The 17,242-nt window shown below is 69.9% G+C and carries 16 protein-coding genes, 1 tRNA gene and 3 pseudogenes; 7 read left to right on the forward strand and 13 right to left on the reverse strand.

The window, feature by feature from the left end:
* Positions 1-274: 274 nt before the first annotated feature.
* Genes ACIGYR_RS38210 through ACIGYR_RS38220 form a run of 3 tightly spaced genes read right to left on the reverse strand, consistent with a single transcriptional unit; the run spans position 275 to position 3,434 of the window.
* Positions 275-673, reverse strand: coding sequence for an STAS domain-containing protein (locus ACIGYR_RS38210; RefSeq protein ID WP_391836939.1), 399 nt, complete (start codon positions 671-673; stop codon positions 275-277).
* Complete coding sequence (locus ACIGYR_RS38215) at positions 670-1,767, reverse strand: B12-binding domain-containing protein (RefSeq protein ID WP_399602229.1); 1,098 nt, start codon at positions 1,765-1,767, stop codon at positions 670-672. Before ACIGYR_RS38215 ends, ACIGYR_RS38210 begins: the two co-directional genes overlap by 4 nt.
* Entirely contained in the window at positions 1,764-3,434 is a 1,671-nt protein-coding gene (locus ACIGYR_RS38220; protein WP_399602226.1) for a PP2C family protein-serine/threonine phosphatase, read from the reverse strand. Before ACIGYR_RS38220 ends, ACIGYR_RS38215 begins: the two co-directional genes overlap by 4 nt.
* 238 nt (positions 3,435-3,672) lie before the next feature.
* Here ACIGYR_RS38220 and ACIGYR_RS38225 point away from each other — a divergent pair, with 238 nt between their 5' ends.
* Positions 3,673-3,864: a hypothetical protein gene (locus ACIGYR_RS38225; RefSeq protein WP_399602376.1), complete on the forward strand. Its 192-nt coding sequence runs from the start codon at positions 3,673-3,675 to the stop codon at positions 3,862-3,864.
* On the opposite strand, the pseudogene ACIGYR_RS38230 reads toward ACIGYR_RS38225, so the two are convergent.
* The 3 genes and pseudogenes from ACIGYR_RS38230 to ACIGYR_RS38240 all read right to left on the reverse strand — a co-directional run.
* Positions 3,860-4,027 (reverse strand): annotated as a pseudogene (locus ACIGYR_RS38230) (IS630 family transposase); the annotation flags it as partial. The gene ACIGYR_RS38225 and the pseudogene ACIGYR_RS38230 overlap by 5 nt on opposite strands.
* An 80-nt stretch (positions 4,028-4,107) precedes the next feature.
* Positions 4,108-4,461, reverse strand: a complete 354-nt coding sequence (locus tag ACIGYR_RS38235) for an antibiotic biosynthesis monooxygenase family protein (protein ID WP_391836944.1) — start codon at positions 4,459-4,461, stop codon at positions 4,108-4,110.
* 376 nt (positions 4,462-4,837) lie between these two features.
* Positions 4,838-5,047, reverse strand: a complete 210-nt coding sequence (locus tag ACIGYR_RS38240; protein ID WP_399602223.1) for a hypothetical protein — start codon at positions 5,045-5,047, stop codon at positions 4,838-4,840.
* A 61-nt stretch (positions 5,048-5,108) separates the two neighbouring features.
* Between ACIGYR_RS38240 and ACIGYR_RS38245 the strand changes: the two are divergent.
* Positions 5,109-5,521 (forward strand): annotated as a pseudogene (locus ACIGYR_RS38245) (GNAT family N-acetyltransferase); the annotation flags it as partial.
* 81 nt (positions 5,522-5,602) lie between these two features.
* Here ACIGYR_RS38245 and ACIGYR_RS38250 read toward each other — a convergent pair.
* A complete protein-coding gene (locus ACIGYR_RS38250) occupies positions 5,603-5,980 on the reverse strand; it encodes a hypothetical protein (protein WP_399602221.1) in 378 nt (125 codons plus the stop codon).
* Between the two features lie 148 nt (positions 5,981-6,128).
* Here ACIGYR_RS38250 and ACIGYR_RS38255 point away from each other — a divergent pair, with 148 nt between their 5' ends.
* Positions 6,129-7,478: a HEAT repeat domain-containing protein gene (locus ACIGYR_RS38255; protein ID WP_399602218.1), complete on the forward strand. Its 1,350-nt coding sequence runs from the start codon at positions 6,129-6,131 to the stop codon at positions 7,476-7,478.
* Positions 7,479-7,916: 438 nt separating this feature from the next.
* Here ACIGYR_RS38255 and ACIGYR_RS38260 read toward each other — a convergent pair whose 3' ends face one another.
* A complete protein-coding gene (locus tag ACIGYR_RS38260; RefSeq protein WP_399602215.1) occupies positions 7,917-9,170 on the reverse strand; it encodes a PQQ-binding-like beta-propeller repeat protein in 1,254 nt (417 codons plus the stop codon).
* Positions 9,171-9,889: 719 nt separating this feature from the next.
* Here ACIGYR_RS38260 and ACIGYR_RS38265 point away from each other — a divergent pair.
* Both ACIGYR_RS38265 and ACIGYR_RS38270 read left to right on the forward strand, forming a co-directional pair.
* Positions 9,890-10,618 (forward strand): RICIN domain-containing protein, encoded by a 729-nt coding sequence (locus ACIGYR_RS38265; protein ID WP_399602214.1) that lies wholly within the window; start codon positions 9,890-9,892, stop codon positions 10,616-10,618.
* Positions 10,619-10,738: 120 nt separating this feature from the next.
* Positions 10,739-10,921 (forward strand): hypothetical protein, encoded by a 183-nt coding sequence (locus tag ACIGYR_RS38270; RefSeq protein WP_399602211.1) that lies wholly within the window; start codon positions 10,739-10,741, stop codon positions 10,919-10,921.
* Between the two features lie 53 nt (positions 10,922-10,974).
* On the opposite strand, the gene ACIGYR_RS38275 is transcribed toward ACIGYR_RS38270, so the two are convergent.
* Positions 10,975-11,817, reverse strand: coding sequence for a hypothetical protein (locus ACIGYR_RS38275; protein WP_399602209.1), 843 nt, complete (start codon positions 11,815-11,817; stop codon positions 10,975-10,977).
* A gap of 259 nt (positions 11,818-12,076) precedes the next feature.
* Here ACIGYR_RS38275 and ACIGYR_RS38280 point away from each other — a divergent pair, with 259 nt between their 5' ends.
* On the forward strand, positions 12,077-13,117 hold the full coding sequence (locus tag ACIGYR_RS38280; RefSeq protein ID WP_399602206.1) for a vWA domain-containing protein: 1,041 nt from the start codon (positions 12,077-12,079) through the stop codon (positions 13,115-13,117).
* A 170-nt stretch (positions 13,118-13,287) separates the two neighbouring features.
* On the opposite strand, the gene ACIGYR_RS38285 is transcribed toward ACIGYR_RS38280, so the two are convergent.
* Positions 13,288-13,361, reverse strand: a tRNA-Met gene (locus ACIGYR_RS38285).
* A gap of 552 nt (positions 13,362-13,913) precedes the next feature.
* Between ACIGYR_RS38285 and ACIGYR_RS38290 the strand changes: the two genes are divergently transcribed.
* Positions 13,914-14,777 (forward strand): xanthine dehydrogenase family protein molybdopterin-binding subunit, encoded by an 864-nt coding sequence (locus tag ACIGYR_RS38290; RefSeq protein ID WP_399602204.1) that lies wholly within the window; start codon positions 13,914-13,916, stop codon positions 14,775-14,777.
* Here ACIGYR_RS38290 and ACIGYR_RS38295 read toward each other — a convergent pair.
* From ACIGYR_RS38295 to ACIGYR_RS38305, 3 genes and pseudogenes are all read right to left on the reverse strand, one after another.
* The gene (locus tag ACIGYR_RS38295) at positions 14,760-16,409 is read right to left on the reverse strand and encodes a purine-cytosine permease family protein (protein ID WP_399602202.1); all 1,650 of its coding nucleotides are present in this window, start codon (positions 16,407-16,409) and stop codon (positions 14,760-14,762) included. The two genes, ACIGYR_RS38290 and ACIGYR_RS38295, sit on opposite strands and share 18 nt — an antisense overlap.
* Positions 16,410-16,665: 256 nt before the next feature.
* A pseudogene (locus ACIGYR_RS38300) lies at positions 16,666-16,770 on the reverse strand (transposase); the annotation flags it as partial.
* 147 nt (positions 16,771-16,917) lie between these two features.
* Positions 16,918-17,085 carry a WYL domain-containing protein gene (locus tag ACIGYR_RS38305; RefSeq protein ID WP_399602199.1) on the reverse strand — a complete coding sequence of 56 codons (168 nt, stop codon included), beginning with the start codon at positions 17,083-17,085 and terminating at the stop codon, positions 16,918-16,920.
* Positions 17,086-17,242 lie beyond the last annotated feature (157 nt).

Raw genomic sequence — 17,242 nt, forward strand, 5'->3', positions numbered from 1 at the left:
GACCGTTCAGCGGGGCGGAGGGCGGCGGTCACCCGGCCGGCGCCCCGCTCACCCAGGTGAGGACGGACAGCCAGGGCGACGGCGTCGACCGCGGGCTCCGAGGGACCGTCGGGCCGTAGCGCGTGCGAGCGCAACGACGACGGGACCGGCCTGAGCCGGCCGGATGCCCGGTTCCACGTCCCCGGGCGGCGGCGATCCCGGCGTCCAGGGACGTGGGCCTCTCCCCTGCCCCGATGCCATGGCTCGCCCGCACGCACACGTGGCGCCTGCCCGGTCAGGTGGCGCTCGCCCCGCTGATGCCGTCTTCCTCCTCGGCATTCCCGCCTTCCACGAGGGTGGCCGGGCTCGTGAGGTGGTCCAGCACGTTGGTGACGTGAAGCATGCGTTCCAGAACGTCCGGCCGATTGTCCAGGTGCAGGGTGGCGCCGAGAACGCGGGTGCGGCGGTGAACCATCAGCAGGGCTGAGAGCCCCGAGGAATCGATCCACGTCAGTGTCTGGAAGTCGAGCCGCACGGCACGCGGCGGCGTCTCCTGGCCCGTAAGGTTCCGGGTGATCGCTTCGACCAGGTCCTCGCTCGTGTCGTAGTCGAGCTCTCCGCCGACCCGTACGGTCAGGGTGGCAGGCTCACGCCGGACGATGAGGGTGAACTCGGCAGGGGGCGAAGTGGTCATGCCTGCGGGCCGGGACCGGGGACAGGGCGGGTGCGGCAGCTCTCGTCCAGGGCGGCGGTGCCCTCGCGGAGCATGCTGAGGGTGCGGGGGAAGTCGCGCAGTTGGCCGGCCAGGATGTCCAGTCCGGTGAGCAGGGAGTGGACGGGGACGCGCCGGGCCTGGAGGATGTCGGCGGTCCAGGTGAGGAACGTGGTGAACAGTTCGGCGTCGTCGACGTAGAGGGCGACCGCCAGGAAGTCGACGATGTGGGCGATGTCTTCCGCGGTGCGCTCGCGCTGGTCGTCGCTGTAGTCGCGCAGGGCCGGAAAGCGGGTCTCCAGGTCGGCCAGCGTCTGCTTGACGAGTTGCGGCCGCGTCTGGACGACCAGCGTGTACTCCTGGTCGGCAAGGTGTGGCAGGTCGTCCACCGCCTGCCGGTTCGCTGAGGCATCCGGCCGCTTCATGCCCGCCTCCAGGACGGCGACGGCGCCGCGTGCGTCGGCCGCCCATCGGTCGGCCCTGAGTGCCCGGGCGTAACGGCCGTCGGTGCCGAAGGCGCGGCCGCCGGCCAGGACGGGAACGCCGACGGCCTGGCAGGCGGTGATGGCGGCGTGTGCGGTGGGCAGGTGGGTGGGGAGCGAGCCGGACAGCAGGACGGCGGCGGGATTGGTCTGGTGCAGATGCGCGATCAGGTGCGTGGTCGGGGTCTGGGCGCCGAGGAAGTCGACCTGCCAACCGCGCAGGGTCAGCACCTCGGCGACGAGCCGGGCGGGAAAGGCGTGCCACTCGCCGTCCACGCAGCTCACCGTGACCCGGCCCTGGTGCTGAGGGGGATGTGCGCCGCCGGCGCGGTGACGGTGATGCGCCAACGACGTCACGACCCGTTCGTTGATCGCGGTTGCGGCGTGCTCCTGGGCCACGGTTATCCGGTCGGCGGCCCATTCGACGCCGACCTTCTCCTGGACCAGGGCGATCACCTCCAGCAGCAGTGTCTCCTCCCCCAGACCGCCGACGAGAGCGTCGTGCACGGTCTGGGCGGCCGTGCGTTCGTCGCCGTCGGCCACTGCCTGCCACAGCCGCTCCGCCAGAGTGGCCGTCGCAGTGGGGTGACTCACTTGTTCCTCCTGCTCTCCGGGGCGCTCGCGTGCCCGTCGACGAAGGTCAGCGAGCCGGTCTTCGGGGCACTGATGGCCACTGTGGCCATGTCGTCGTGCCTGCCTGTGCCCAGCCATTGGGCGGCCAGCATCTGCACCCGTTCGATGACCGCTTCCGCCGGCATGCCCGCGCACTCGGCAAGGGCCCGCTTCAGGCGGCGTTCACCGAAGAACTCATCGCCGAGCGGGCCACCGCGGGCCTCGGTGATGCCGTCGGTGTAGAGCAGGCACGTCTCTCCCGGCGCGAGCACCGTCCGTGCCGTGTGCGCCTCCACGGACGGCAGTGCACCGACCAGGGTGCCGCGGGTGGGGATCTCTTCCACCGTGCCGTCGGCGCGGACGACGAGCGGTGGCATATGGCCGGCGCTGGTCAGTCGCAGGTGTACCCGGCCTGCCCGGCGGCACACGGAGGCGAGTACCAGGGTGGCGAAGCGCGTGTGGTGGGAGGTGAGCAGGGCGCCGTTGAGCAGGTTCAGGACTCGCTCGTGGTCGTCGGCCAGGGGCAGCAGGGCGTGGAGGGTGTTGCGGATCTTTCCGGTCAGCACGGCGGCGTCCAGGCCCTTGCCGGCGACGTCGCCCAGGACGACGAGGGTCTCCTCGGACGGGCCGGCGCCGGGGTGGACGTCGTAGAAGTCGCCGCCCACCCGGTCGTGGTCGTTGGACGCCCGGTAGCTTCCCGCGTACTCGATGCCGTGCACGCTGGTCAGCGTCGGCGGCAGCAGCTCGCGCATCAGCGTGGCGGTGATCGACGCCTGCTCCGTGTACAAGCGGGCGGCGGAGAGAGCGGCGCCGGCGCGGGCGGCGAAAAGGCGGGCGAAGACCTCCTCGCCCTCGGTGAATGCCTGCTCCGTACTGGAGCGCAGGAGGATCAGCGCGCCCGCGGGTACACCGTGTCCGGGAAGGGGCGTGACGATGACGGAGCCGACGGGACCGACGAAGCCGGCCGGGATCATCCAGTCGGGGATGTCAGCGGGGTTTATCCAGCGGGCGGGCACGGGCGGGAAGCCCTGCAGCGCATCCCTGAGCCCGGGCACGTCCGCGACGTCGACCTGCCGCGTGGTCTGCGTGACCGGACCGCCCCGGCGGGCGAAGGTCAGCGCGTGGCGCCGCCCCTGGGGCGGGGAGACGAGGACGGCGGCTTCAGCGAGATGTTCCGCGGCCATGGAAGCAGCCACCTCCATGCAGCGCGGCACGTTCAGTGTGGACAGGAGGGCGTTGGAGGCTGCGGCGAGAACCTCGGAGCGCAGTCGGGCCTCGTTCAGCGCCGTCTCGGCCAGGTGCCGGTCGGTGTCGTCGACCAGCCACCACACCACGTCACCGTCGTCGCCGATGGTTGCGTGCGCCTCGAAGTGACGGTCGTTGATGTCTCCGGCCGAAGGGGCGGCGTCAGTGTCGGACGTCCCGGAAGCGATGCGCTGGTGGGCATCCACCAGCCAGGACGGCGCCTTCTTCTGCAGCCGGTCGCCGCTGGCGGCGTCCGGCAGAACATCCAGGGCCGCCCCGTTGATCCGCATGAGGTTGCCGTGCCGGTCCACGACCAGCACAGGGTAGGGGGCCTCAGCCCCGGTGGCGCCGACTGTGACGTCGGCATCGGGCGCACGGGCGGGAGAACCGCGGGAAGCAGTCACAAATGGAGGCACGCATCGTGCGCACCTCACCACCTTCCTGCCATGGAAAACAGATGTCTTACGGCAACCGTCCCGCAGGCACCCTCATCCATGCAACCTGCCCCGGAAAGCCTCACCGGAACACCACATCCGACATCTGGCCCGAGGCAGGCAAGCACTCTATAAACGGGCATACGGCTCATCATGTTATGGGTACAACATGCCGCTCCGTGACCAACGTAGGCCGTCATGTCCGCCCGTGCTGAGGCGTGAGGACGGCGACGGCGGTGATGTCGTCGCGGGTGTCGCCGAGGTCGTCCCGGACGTGGTCGTCCCGGCGCTGCTCGCCCTCGACGATCCCTGGCTCAACGCCCGCCTCGTGCGGGAGACGTTCGCCGGAGTGAACGGCACGTACGCGGCGTTGACGAGTGCCGTGCCTGCAGGACGGTGAACGTCACTTCGGCGATCTTCGCCACCGGCATGCCCTGGGCGGACAGCAGCACCATCTGGGCCCGCCGCCAGGTCACCACCGAGCCGGCACCCCTGCGGATGATCCGCAGCGGGCGTTGCCCCTCGGCGTCATCGATCTCGCGGACGCGCACTCGTTCTGCCACCCGGACAGCATGGCGGGACGGCACTTGCGGGACCAGGAGGTGACTTCGGATTGTCAGCGTGCTGTCGGCCCCTGCGTGACCTACGCTCGCGTGAACCCGTGACTCCGCTCCACTTTCGCCACATGCAGCGTGTAGCTCTGGTACCACTCGGCTTGCCCACGCTTCTGCGCCGCGCGATGCTCGGCGTTGCTCCGCCACTCCGCGAGGGCGTCGGCGTCGCGGAAGTACCCGACAGTGATGCCCAGCCCGCCAGGAGTCTGCGCATGGTCCATCCCCAGGAACCCAGGGACGTTCTTCACCAAGTCTTCCATGCGTCCATTGGTCTCGCTGTAGCCGCTCTGGTCCTGAGTCCGCACCGAAGTGAAGACAGCCACGTAGTAGGGGGGCTCATATGCCTCGACGGGCGCGACAGGCGCTTCCGAGTGATCGCTCATGACGTCACCGTAAGGCGGGATGCGCTCAACGATCCAGCGTCTTTGCCGGACGGGATACATGAGGGATCGAGTTCTTGACCAAAGTCGTCTGAGCTCTCCGTCAGCTCCGGGAAACGCGACGAGGCCACCGGCTCACAGATCGGCGCAACGGACGGGAAACTACGGGCGAACATCGCCTGATGCGGCACCAGGTCGTCGACGAGACCCGCACTCATCCGGTCACCAGCCTGATGTGGTGCCTCAGTTCCTCCGCGATCTTCGCTGCGTCACCTACAGCCGGCACCCGTCGGTCCGTCTCGGTTGCGGCCCCTACGGCCGGCTCGGCGCCGGCGCGGATGAGAACGGTGGGCATCGGGCCTTGGCGCTCGCCCGGCGCTCACCCTGCCGTCCGTGCCCACATGACGCCTTGGTACTGCTGGAAGGCCGGGTCGGTGTAGTAACTGCCCGTCACCACGCACGATGTGGTGCCGCAACCCGACGCGTACAGGTACTGGCTGGGGTCCTCGCCCGCGTCGGCCGGCAACACCATGGACGTGTCCGCGGCCCAGGCGCTGTCCGGGTCCGCCACGGCACGGTACAGCAGCATGTTTCGGGTGGACTGGGCGGCGGAGTCCGGATCCCCACCACCCCGGCCGGCCGGAAACCGGGTACGGACTGCCGGCGCGGCGGACGCCCAGGGCGACGAGGAGCTGGCACAGCAGCTGGTCGCGGACGTGATCGGGCCGGAACGCGGCGTACTGGAGGAGGGGAAGGCGTGCGTCGAGACGCCGATGGGCGCGCTGGTCCAAGACCTGCTGCCCGAAGACGGCCTGGATGCCGACGAGCCGTGGACGCCGTTGCGCCGCGACCTCACGGAGCCGATGGGCGTTCACCGGCGACATCGCGGTCAGGGCTACGGCAGAGCGATCACCATCGCCGCGGCGGTCTCACTCCAGGAACTGGGCTCATCAAGCGCGTCGTCTGTACGCCGAGCTCCCATGCCGTCGCCGTCGCCACCTACGCGTCGGCCGGCTTCGAGCGACTCCCCGAGGTCCGGGACCGACGCCGTGACGCCTGGTAGTGCTGTGACCGCATGGATTCGCCGGGGCAGAGGCCAGAGGAAGGAGAACTCGTCGAGCGTGGTCGCGACGCGGTCGTGGCTTCAGCCGCGTGCGGCGACCGCCGCCTCCAGGAAGGTCCAGCCGTCGACCCTCACCTCCTGCCTCTCCCCCGGTTTCCACCCGCGGGCCAGCGCCATGTCGAGCAAGTACCGTACGGTGCCCGGTTCGTGCAGGTTCAAGGCGCCGACGCCGACGGCCCCCACCTCCCCCGACCCCGTGGTGAAACCCGAGACGTACCGGCCGGGGCCCTCGTCGAAGACGAATCGCAGCAGGCCGCCGGTGCCCGACGGATGAGCGCGCAGGGTGAGGGTCTTGCGACAGCCGCCGTTCTCCAGCACACAGCGTCCGTGGCGGACCGTCCACATATAGGTTCGCCCGTCGGCGACGAGCCGGCGGGGCTTCTTCGAAGAACGGGGCATGCGGCCGAGCGTACGCGGCGAGCACGCCCCACCCCCCGGGGGGTTTCGGCCGCGCACCCCCGCTCCCCCAAGTGATCTGCGCCCGGCGTCGGATAGCGTGCTGTCCAGCCGATCACCAGGGGGGTAGATGAGCGCACCGGGGCACGGCATGAGCAACCCGAATGACGTGGACGAGCAGCTTGTGGCAGCCGTGCTCGCCAAGGACCCTCGCGCGGTACGGGCATGTCTGCAGGACGGCGCCGATCCGAACACTTCAGGCCCCGACGGCCTCCCGTTGCTCTGCGCCGCCGTGGGCGGGTTCGACCACGAGACCGCCGATGCCCTGACCGGCAGCGGCGCCGACTCGGACGTCGTACTGCCGGACGGTACGACACCGCTCCTACGGGCCGTCGACCTCGGCTCCCCGGCGCTGGTCGGCGCCGCCCTCGGCAAGGACCCGCGGCTGCGGATCGCCGAGGCCGAGCGAAAGCGGCTGCTCGACCTCGCTCGGAGCTGGTACGAGACGGGGGAAACCGAGGAACTGCGCCGCCGCACGGGGGCGCCGGGGCCGGCCACCCGGCGACTGGTGAAGGATGACGAGTACACGGACGTCGAGGAGGTCTCCCTGGGCGGGGTCACCGTCCGGGCGGGCCACAGCGGCGTCCTCACCGACCTGGAGCGGGCGTTCGGCGTCCTGCGGCCGGTGGCGGAGCTGGTGGCACGAGCCGTCCCCCACTCGGACGAGCTGCACGCCAACTGGTTTACCGTCAGCTACGCCCTCGCCTTCCGCAAGAGCCCGCAGGCATGGTCGGACCTGGCGGCCTTGCGCCACCACCCCGATCCCGTCCACCGCCGGTTGCTCGCCGCAGTGATGTCGTCCCGGCACTTCCTGGCGGGCTTCCACGACCGTCCGGACACCGCGCGGGACGTCGATTTCCTGGCGGACTGGGCGCTCGACGAGCCGGACGACGAGGTGCTCGCCGGCGTCCTGGACGTCTACACGGACTACGACCACCCCGACCAGGAGGCCGTCGGATTCCGCTACGCCGGCCATCCGAACCCGCGCGTGCGCCGAGAGGTGCCGTACTGCCTGCTCGGGGCCCCACGGAGCGAGGCCGCCGCCGCCACTCTGCTCGCCCTGGCGCAAGACCCGGACTCCAAGGTCCGGTACGTCGTCGCCCAGGTCCTCGCCGACCCGCGCGATCTGACCCCGGCGACCCGGGAGACCCTGCTCGCCCTGCTCCGGGACCCGGACCTCGACGTCCGGCGCCGTGCCGCCGAATCCCTCTCCGGCTCCCACGACCGGACGGCCGCCGTCACGGAGGCTCTCGCCGCTCTGTTGGACGAGGAGGATCAGAGCCTGCGGCTGGAGGCGGCCTACGCCCTCGCCGTCCGCGACGACCCGCGCACGGATGGGGCCTACGAACTCGTGGGCCCGCTCGGCCCCGGCCGCGAAGAGGACCACCGCGTGTCCGCTCACTGGCACTACGGGATCCGCAACCGGTCCGACAGAACCTGACGGTAGCGACTCCACGCTCTCCGGTTCGGCCATGGACGACAGCACCGCCTCCGACGCTCCGGGTGGCGTCTGTAGCGCGGTGCCGATCACCAACGCACTCGGCCAGGTCGTGTCCAACCATTGTTCTAGCCGTGGCTCGCTGCTTGGGCGGGAAGGAGAAGCGTCGATGCGGCTGGAACGTGGAGTGACCGGGTTCCGGGGTCACTGCGACGAACCGGTTTCGGCGACTGACGTGACGCTCTTTCGTAGCGTCTGCTGGGAAGCGGCAAGACGGGTCGGCGCACGGACGTCATCTTCTGACGCCGGACGCGGGCCCGGACGAGCCACCGACGCGGGTGAGGCGGGTGCCGACCGGCACCCGCCTCGAAGCGCACACGCACCATGCGGACGGGCGCAGCTCACACGACGCTGCTGCGGCCTGCCGGAGGTGCGACCGTGCTATTGCTTGCCGAAGGCGATCAGGGTGCCTTCGGCTCCGGGCACGAAGAGCCGCGCCTTGGCCGTGGCGATGCCGGGGACGACGAAACCACGCCAGTCCTCCTCGGCGATGATGGGTGACATGGGCGGCGGCGCGGGGTACCGCCGGTACGACCAGGCCACCTTGCCCGTCCTCTGGTCGAGCACGACGAGGCGTCCGTCGGCGTCCTCCACGTACACGTAGCCGTTGGCCACGAGGCGCACGGTGGCCGCGTCCACGGAACTGCTGTAGGTCCAGGCAGCCTTGTACGTGCTGGTGCTGAGCGCCCTGACCTTGCCACGATAGGCGACGTACACCCGGCCCGGACCGAAGACCGGGGTCGCGTCCGCGGGCAGCTTCCGCACGGCTGCGCCGGTCTTCTGGTCATAGGCGGTGACCGTCTCGTCGTCGCTGTCGCTGCTGCGCATCCAGGCCGCTCCGGCGCCCAGGACGACCGGGTTGCCGTAGGCGCCCGAGACGTCGGGTACCTGGAAGCGATGCAGTTCGGCGCCGGTCTTGAGGTCGAAGTGGTGCCAGCCGATACCGTCGAAGCCGATCCACACGCCGGAGGCGTTCACGACGGTCGGGACCCAGGAGTACTGGGAAAGTGGCGCCGTCCACACCCGGGCACCGGTGTCGGCGCGCAGCGCCAGCGCCGTGCCGGTGCCGTCCTGGAGGTAGAGCATTCCGTCGTACCAGACGGGCGGATACTGCATGGACGCCGAGTCGAGGGTCACCGACCACCTCTGCCGTCCGGTAGCGGGATCCCAGGCGGCGATGGTGCCGCGCGAGGTCTGCGTGTAGAGCAGGCCGCCTCCGTACGACACCCCGGCCTGGGTCTCGTTGTGCTCCAGAAGGACGGCCGGCCACAGGTCCTTGCCGGTGGCGGCCTCCAGGCCGATCAGCATCATGCGCGGGCCGCCCTCGGTGCCGTCGTCCGCGTTGACGACGGCGTACACCTTGTCGCCGACCGCGACCGGCGCCGAGACGACAGTCCCGAAGTCCCGTGACCACAGCTTCTTGTAGGGCGGGGCCGCCGTGGCCCCCGTGACGAGGCTGTCCGCCTGACTGTCGGCGCGGTAACCGAGCGTCGCGTCGGTCAGCTCGGCAGCGGTGGCGGTCCGCCCCGGCACCGGAGGTGCCGCCTGTGCCGAACCGGTGAAGGACAGCAGCGTGACGGCGGCGATGGAGGCGAAGCCAAGTCTCTTGGCTCGGCGGCGAGCTGTTGACTTCAACGAGGTACCCCCCTGGTCGGAAGTCACCCGGGCAGGCGACCATGCCCCGACTACCCCCACTGAAACTTCACATGCCTTCATGACACACCGGCATCCCTCTCCCCAACCCCGTCGCACCCGCGCCGACCGCACGACGAGCGGTCACCACCTCTCACCGACCCGGCTCACCCCTCAAGGACCTCTCCGGCGGCCCGGGAAGCGGGTCCTCCCCCCTCCACGTCCCGGGTTTCATGAACCCCCGCGCCGCCGAGCGCGCGGCGCTCAAGATCCGCCGCCGGGAGCCAAGGTCGTGAACGCCCCCTGCTCGGATCTTCACGCGCCGGGACCCAGCCCCCTGGGGGCGGGCGTTGTTCTCACGGGCGCGCTGCCGCGTACAGGACGTCGGGCGGGCCGGGCAGCGTTTCTCCCCTGGTCCGCCGTCCCCGAGACCGTCCGAGGCTTCCTGCCGCTCGCACGCATGAGGCGTGTCCGGACGAGGAGTGAGCCGGTCGGCTGCCGCGGCTTGGGCGCCGCCGGGGCACTGGGGAGTGGGGTGGGGGCGCGTGGAGGTGACGGGGTCCCCCGTGAGAGTGGCGCGGGCTGTCGCGGCGTCCGGCCCCGGGCAGTAACAGAGTGCCTGGGCGGCCTCGGGCGGGCACACGGCTCCCTCCGAGCGTGCGGGCGTCCGCCGGCGGGCCGAACGTGTGAGCGGCCCTGCGATCGAGAAGGGGAACACCCCAATGCGTCGACTCCTCACCTCACCCGCCTCCGACAGTGCCACCGACAGTGCCACCGACAGTGCCACCGACAGAGGCTTCCTGTCCCGACACCGGTTACGGCGGAACGCCCGGACCCGTCTGCGTGTCGCCACCGCCATGGGCGCCGCCTGCCTCGCCCTGACCCTGGGTGCGGCCAGGCCGGTCGAAGCGTCGGCCCTGGCCCGTACGGTGGCGGGCCCCCGAATCGTGGACATCTCCTCGCTCGACGAACTGCCCTCTCCTCCGGTCGCGAAGGCCCACGCCGCAGGGAAGTCGGCGGACTGGATCATGTACCGCTACCGGCGGATCACCAGCCGGGCGACCGGCAACCTGTGTCTCGACGCGGACGCCAGCACCCTCCCCAACAACGGGACCAAGGCGCAGCTGTGGGGCTGCAACGGCAACGACAACCAGGTCTGGTACTTCTCCGTCGTCTCCACCGGCTACTACTACGTCCAGACCGGCCAGGGCTTCCAGTGTCTCGACGCGGATGCCAACACCATCCCCAGCAACGGGACCAAGGTCCAGCTCTGGGCGTGCACGGGTGGCCGGAACCAGGTGTGGTGGCCCTCGGGCAACACCCTGCGCAACCTCGCATCCAACACCTGCCTCGACGCGGACGCCAACACCATCCCCAACTACGGGACGAAGGTCCAGCTCTGGGGGTGTATCTCCGGTGCGGCCAACCAAGCATGGTCCTACTACGGGTGACCGGCCGGTGAGCCTCGCCCGAGCAGGCGGTGCCGGATGGGCGCCCTCGCCGTGCGCGGTGTGTACGTCCTGAACCCTAGGACGGGGCATCGCCTTCGTGTGGGGTTCCGGGAAACATAGGTGCGTCACGGTAGCTGGCGGCTGCAGAAGGACCCCGACTACCAGCACCGGGGTGATCTCGTACAGAAACAGGAGCAGATCCGTCTCGGCATCAAGCAGACGGACGCCTGCATCTGCAACAGGAACTCACCGCCACCGAGTTCCGGAATCCTCGTCCGTAGGGACCTCGCCGCTCCCGAGTGACGAGGTGCCACTGTCCGGCAGCACGCACGCAGCCGCTGTGCGGCAGCACGCGCCTAGGGGTGTTCGTAGAGTTGGAGGACGCCGGCCATCCAGAAGCACAGCGCCCCGGTGAGCGTGCCCCAGTTGGCGATGTCGGCGCTGATCAGGCTGCCGGTGGCAGGGCGGGTGTAGGCGGCGAGTGCCGAGACCATGAACAGGACGGAGCCGAGCTGGTTCACGGCGACGATCCACCAGCCGAGACCGCGCGGGCGCAGGCAGGGCCGGCCGTGGCAGATCTCGACGAAGCCCAGGTGTCCCGAGACGAGGAACAGCACACAGCCGACCACGTCGGGCACCCAGATCAGCCGGTCGACCTGCTGGACACTCAGGCCCCGCATGAAGGAGTCCAGCAGGTTGACGGCGAAGACCAGCGTGCCCACGAAGAGGACGGCCGTGCTCAGCCAGTCCACCCGCATCGGCTCGTAGCTCCACCACCGCCAGCCGCGGGTGGCGAGCCGGCCCGTGCCGACGGCGTCGTGGCGGGGTGCGTTGATCGCCTGGAGAAGCGACACGTAACCGCCGGTGTTGAAGAACAGACCGCCCGCGAAGTAGATCGACGCGCACTCGGTCGCGTCGCCGGAACCGAACAGGGCGACAGCGGCGCCTGCCGCGAAGAGGGCACCGCCGACGATGAAGGCGACAGCGGCGATGGCGTTGAGCCTGCGCAACCGGCCGACTGCGACGGCGTCCGCACGGACCTGGCGGCTCTGCGTCGCACCGGGCGAACGGACGACGAGCGCTCCGCGTCGCCGCGCCATCCGTGACTCCCACACCTCCATGCCGCCACCGGGCAGGTGCCACGTCCGCCTCGTGATGAACGGTCCCGCGCCCTCGGCGCGCTGCTCCGGCTGCCCCACGGGCCGAGCCTAGGCATCGGGCGGGGCGGGAAGGCGCACGAAACGCCGTCCCACCGAGTCACCGAACTGCCGTTCCGCCGAGCTGCCGAACTGCCGAGCCGCCGGGAAGCCGGGAAGCCGGAAATGGGCTCGGCCGCGACCGGACGGCCGACCCGGTAGCCGGAGGCGGGGTCCGTTCAGCCGGGCGGGGAGCCAAGATCGATTGTCAGTGGTGCGTGAGACGGTAGGAGCATCGAGTCGGAAACGAGGGGGAGCTGTCATGTCCGGGAACCAGAACTACATCAACCACGTCGCTCTTGTGCTGGATGCCAGTTCGTCCATGTCACACCTGAGCCGCAAGGTCGTCGAAGTCGCCGACCAGCAGATCGCGTATCTCGCCCGCCGGTCGAGGGAACTGGACCAGGAGACCCGTGTCACGGTGTACGTCTTCGCGGACACGGTGGAGTGCGTCATCTACGACAAGGACGTGCTGCGGATGCCGTCGCTGAAGCAGCTCTACCGGGTCGGTGGAATGACGGCTCTGCTGGCGGCGGCACTGAAGTCACAGCGAGAGCTGGCGCAGACAGCTCAACTGTACGGCGACCACAGCTTCCTGACGTTCGTGCTCACCGACGGGCAGGAGAACGCGAGTCATCGCTGCCCGGATGCTCCTGCCAGGGATCCGCGTGAACTGGTCGAGGCCGTGGCCCAGATGATCGAGACACAGCAGGACAACTGGACGCTGGCCGTCCTCGTGCCGGACCAGATGGGCAAGCGCGAAGCCATGCAGTGCGGCTTCCCGAAGGACAACATCGCCATCTGGGACGCCACGAGTACCCAGGGCCTGGAGGACGCCGGGCAGGTCATCCAGCAGGCCACGGAGAAGTTCATGGTGGGCCGCAGCCAGGGCATCCGGGGATCGCGCGCGGTGTTCTCGATGGGTGCGGAGGCGGTCAACAAGGACACCATCAAGGCGGCCGGCCTCACCCCGGCGGATCCGTCGCAGTACCAGCTGATCGCGGTGGCCCGTGACGCGGCGATCCGGGAGTGGGTCGTCGAGAGCGGGCACACCTACCGTACCGGTGGCGCGTTCTACCAGCTGAGCAAGTCGGAGAAGATACAGGCCCGGAAGCAGATCGCGGTGCTGGAGAAGAAGACGGACCGGGTGTACACAGGGCCCGAGGCCCGAGCCCTGCTCGGGCTGCCGGACGCGGAAGTTCGCGTCAAGCCTGACGACAACGACGACTTCACGATCTTCGTGCAGAGCACCAGCGTGAACAGGAAGCTCGTACCGAACACGCGGCTGCTGCTGATGCTCTGACCCGTGGGAAAGCCCGTTGGGTCCCGGAGGCTCGGCGGGCGAGGGGCGGGCGTTTGTCGCGCGCGGTGACCTGGCCCATGCACGGTGGCGTTGCGATCTGCTCCCAGGAGGCACGGAGGCACCGTGCCAGAACTTCGAAGGGGCCGGCGGTTGCCGGCCCCTTCGTCTCGTAGCGGGGACAGGATTTGAACCTGCGACCTCTGGGTTATGAGCCCAGCGAGCTACCGAGCTGCTCCACCCCGCGTCGGTAACTCCACTCTACACGCCTGTGCCGATCGGATTGACCACGCTTCGAAGACGGGCGGCGCTCTCAGGCTGGGGGCTGCTGCCCCTGTGGAAGAGCGCAGACGGTGTTTCGCGGCCTGGAACCCGGCTGCGCACCGACGCGGGGGTCGAGTGAGTGTAAAGCTAGAGTTGAGGTTGAGGGACGACTCGATGGACCTTTCAGTCCGGCCCCGCAAGAGGATCAGTGAAGCGCCGCGCCTCCGCCGCCGGACCGACCTGACCTGCGATCTCCGACCAGGCACAGTCACACCTCTCGCAGGCCACAGGCGTCGCTCTCGAGTTCTTCCGCTGTCCCGGCGCCGGCCGCTTCTCCACCGACCAAGCCGTGGCGAGCCCGGCGGGCGGAGGAAGTACTGCGTGGTGCACCTGCCGACCGGGATGCCTTCGTCCGGGCCGCGCGGGCCGAGATGGCTCCGGCCCGCACCACCCCGCTGAACGCGTTCAAGGTCGAACTGGCGCAGCGGACGATGATCCGCGCCCTGGAGACCCTCACCACCCCGGAGTACCGGTCATGACCACCGCAGTCGCCGTCGGAGCGCCGATGGACCGGGTCGACGGCCGCCGCAAGGTGACCGGCGGCGCCCACTACTCGGCCGACATACCGTTGCCCGGCATGGTCCACGCCGTACTGGTCGGTGCCCGGGTGGCCGGCGGGCGCGTCGAACACATCGACAGCAGGGAGGCCGTGCGGGCCGGCGGGGTGCTGGCGATCCTCACCCACGAGAACCTCACGGCGGTCGCGGCACAGCCTCCGCTGATCCCTTCGCTGGCCGGGCTGCCGGCCCCGGGGCAGACGTTCTTCCCGATGCAGGACGCCACCGTTCACTACGCGGGCCAGCCGGTCGCCGTCGTGGTGGCCGACACCTGGGAGCGGGCCCAGCACGCCGCGGCGCTGGTCCACGTCGTCTGCCAGCAGACACCGTCGCTGACGACCTTGGACCAAGGACGGGACCGGGCTTACGAGCCGGATGCCATCTTCGCCGGCTTCATACCCGGCCGGAACGTCCGCGGCGACATCGAGGCCGGTCTCGCCCAGGCCGATGTGCGCATCGACGCCACGTACACCTACGCGGCCAACAATCACAACCCGATCGAGCCGTCGGCCACCACGGCGATGTGGGACGGTGATCAGCTCACCCTCTACGACGCCACGCAGGGCGTGGCCGCCACTCAGCTCACCGTGGCGGCGTTGCTGGGCCTGATCCCTTCGAAGGTGCGCGTGATCTCCCACTTCGTCGGAGGCAGCTTCGGCTGCAAGGCCATGATCTGGGCGCACCCCGCCCTGGCCGCGCTGGCGGCACGCCATGTCGGGCATCCGGTGAGGCTCGTCCTCACCCGGGAGCAGACGGCGGGCCGTCTACGCGGTGGCGGGTAGCACGTGGTCGCTGATCTTGTCCGTGCTCAGGCACAGCGAGCAGACCATGGCGTCGTGGGTGGCGCAGGCGGTCAGGTCCGGGCGCTCGTAAAGCTGGTGGCACACGTGGCAGTCGAGGGTGACCGCGCTCGGGTTGCCGTCCGCGTCGAGCAGTGGCTCCGGGATGCCGTCGTCGGTGCGGCGCAGGTAGTACCTGCCCTTGGTGACGACGGCCATCAGCGGGGTGAGGGCGAAGGCGATGACGGCCGCGGCCACAGGCGAGTACGGCTGGAGGGTGTCGCCGAGGACGTGGAAGTACATGGCGATGGACATGCCGGAGGCCGCGACGAAGGCCACGACGCCCACCGGGTTGATCGCGTGGAGCATGCCGCGGCGGAACTCCGGCCGCAGCGGGGACAGCTTCAGCAGGTACTTGTTGACGCCGATGTCGGTGGCCACGGTGACCACCCAGGCGATCGCGCAGTTCGAGTAGAAGCTCAGGATGCTGTTGAGGAAACTGAACATGTCGGCTTCCATCAGGGCAAGCGCGAAGCCCAGGTTGACCAGGACGAAGACCATGCGACCGGGGTAGTGCTTGGTGACGCGGGTGAAGGAGTTCGTCCACGCCAGTGAACCGGAGTACGCGTTGGTCACGTTGATCTTGATCTGGCTGATGACCACCAGGGCCACGGCCAGCGGAACGACCATCCAGGACGGCATCATCGCGTCGAAGGCGCCGCGGAACTGCTGGATCGGCTCGGTCGCGGCAGCCGGCCCGACCTCGGCCAGGATGTAGACGGCGAGGAAGACTCCGATGGCCTGCTTCAGCGCGCCGAGCACCACCCAGCCGGGGCCGGCCATGACCACGGCGGTCCACCAGGCGCGCTTGTTGGCTTCGGTCTTGGGCGGCATGAAGCGCAGGTAGTCGATCTGCTCGCCGATCTGCGCGATGAGGGAGAGGCAGACGCCCGCGCCGAGGAGGACGGAAGCGGTGTTGACGCCACCGTTGCCGTCCGTGCCGGCGTAGGAGAGGAACCGGTTCACGGTGCCCCGGTCGGTGGCGATCAGGTAGACCAGCGGGCCGACCATCAGCAGCAGCCAGATCGGTGTGGTCCACACCTGGAGCTTGCTGAGCGCCTTCATGCCGTAGATGACCAGGGGGATGACCATGAGCGTGGAGACGGCGTAGCCCAGCCACAGCGGCAGTCCGAGGCCGAGCTTGAGGCCCTGGGCCATGATCGAGCCTTCGAGGGCGAAGAAGATGAAGGTGAAGCTGGCGAAGATGACACTGGTGAGGACCGAGCCGTAGTAGCCGAAGCCGGAGCCGCGGGTGATCAGGTCGAGGTCGATGTTGTAGCGGGCACCGTAGTAGGCGAGCGGGAAGCCCGTGAGGAAGATGACGACCGCGGCGACCGCGATGGCCACGAGCGCGTTGCCGGTGCCATGGGTCAGGCCGATGCCGGCGCCGATGGAGAAGTCGGCCATGTACGCGATGCCGCCAAGGGCCGTGGTTGCCACGACCATGGGGGTCCAGCGGCGGTAACTGCGGGGCGCGAAGCGGAGGGTGTAGTCCTCCAGCGTCTCTTTGACCGCTTGGCGGGCGGCGGTCCCCGTCGTGTCCGTCGTCGTCAGTCGTGATCCGGTTGTGCTCATGTCACGCCTCCCGGTGGGGCTGGGTGCGGGTGCTGCGAAGTGGTGGAGAGTCCCGCGTGGCGTCATCGGCAGGACGGGGGGGGAGCCGACGGGCCGTCATGGTCCTTGCCACACCCCTGCGTACGGCTCCGGCCCCAGGGCCGGTCACACTAGGAAGCGGTTGTTACCACTGATTCCCATCGACGTGAACGCGGCGTTTCCGCAGGTTCCGAGGGCCGCCCTGTTGAACCCTTGGCACCCGGTGCGTCCTGTGTGTGTGAACCGTCTTCCAGGGACCGTAGCGTTCGGGCAGGTCCCGCCAGGTGATCCCGGTACGGATCTTGAACACCATGCCGTTGAGAATCCGCCGGTAGATTCTCAGTGCAGTGGTGGCCGCCGTGCGCACCGGGATCGGCACCCTGGTGCGTTGGTTCCTGGTCAAGCGGCTGCCCGCACGCCGCACGTGGCGCTACCTGAACGCAGGCGAACTCTCCATCGTTCTGGACACCTCCTACGTCGACACCGGGCGCTACCCGCCGATGTCGCCGTGCTCGGCCAGGTCGTGGGGGCGCGCCTGCTCACCCGTGGGAACCGCTGCGGCGGGCCGGTCCAGCCGGAAGCCCCGACCGGCCCGCCGGGTGCGGCACCAGGCGATGAGGTACCACCGGCCGTCGGCGGTGCGAAGGTCACGCCGCACCGTGCGCGTGCTGACGTCGAAACGTGGGGGGGGGCGCCCCCCCCCGGGGGGGGGGGGGGCCGCCGCCCCCCCCCCGCCCACCCCCCCCGAGAGCCGGGGGGTGGGGGTCCTTGGGGGGGGGCGGGGGGGCGCTTTGACGGCGGGGGGGGCGCCCCCC

The organism is Streptomyces sp. NPDC053076 (genome assembly GCF_044546845.1).
Lineage (GTDB): Bacteria > Actinomycetota > Actinomycetes > Streptomycetales > Streptomycetaceae > Streptomyces.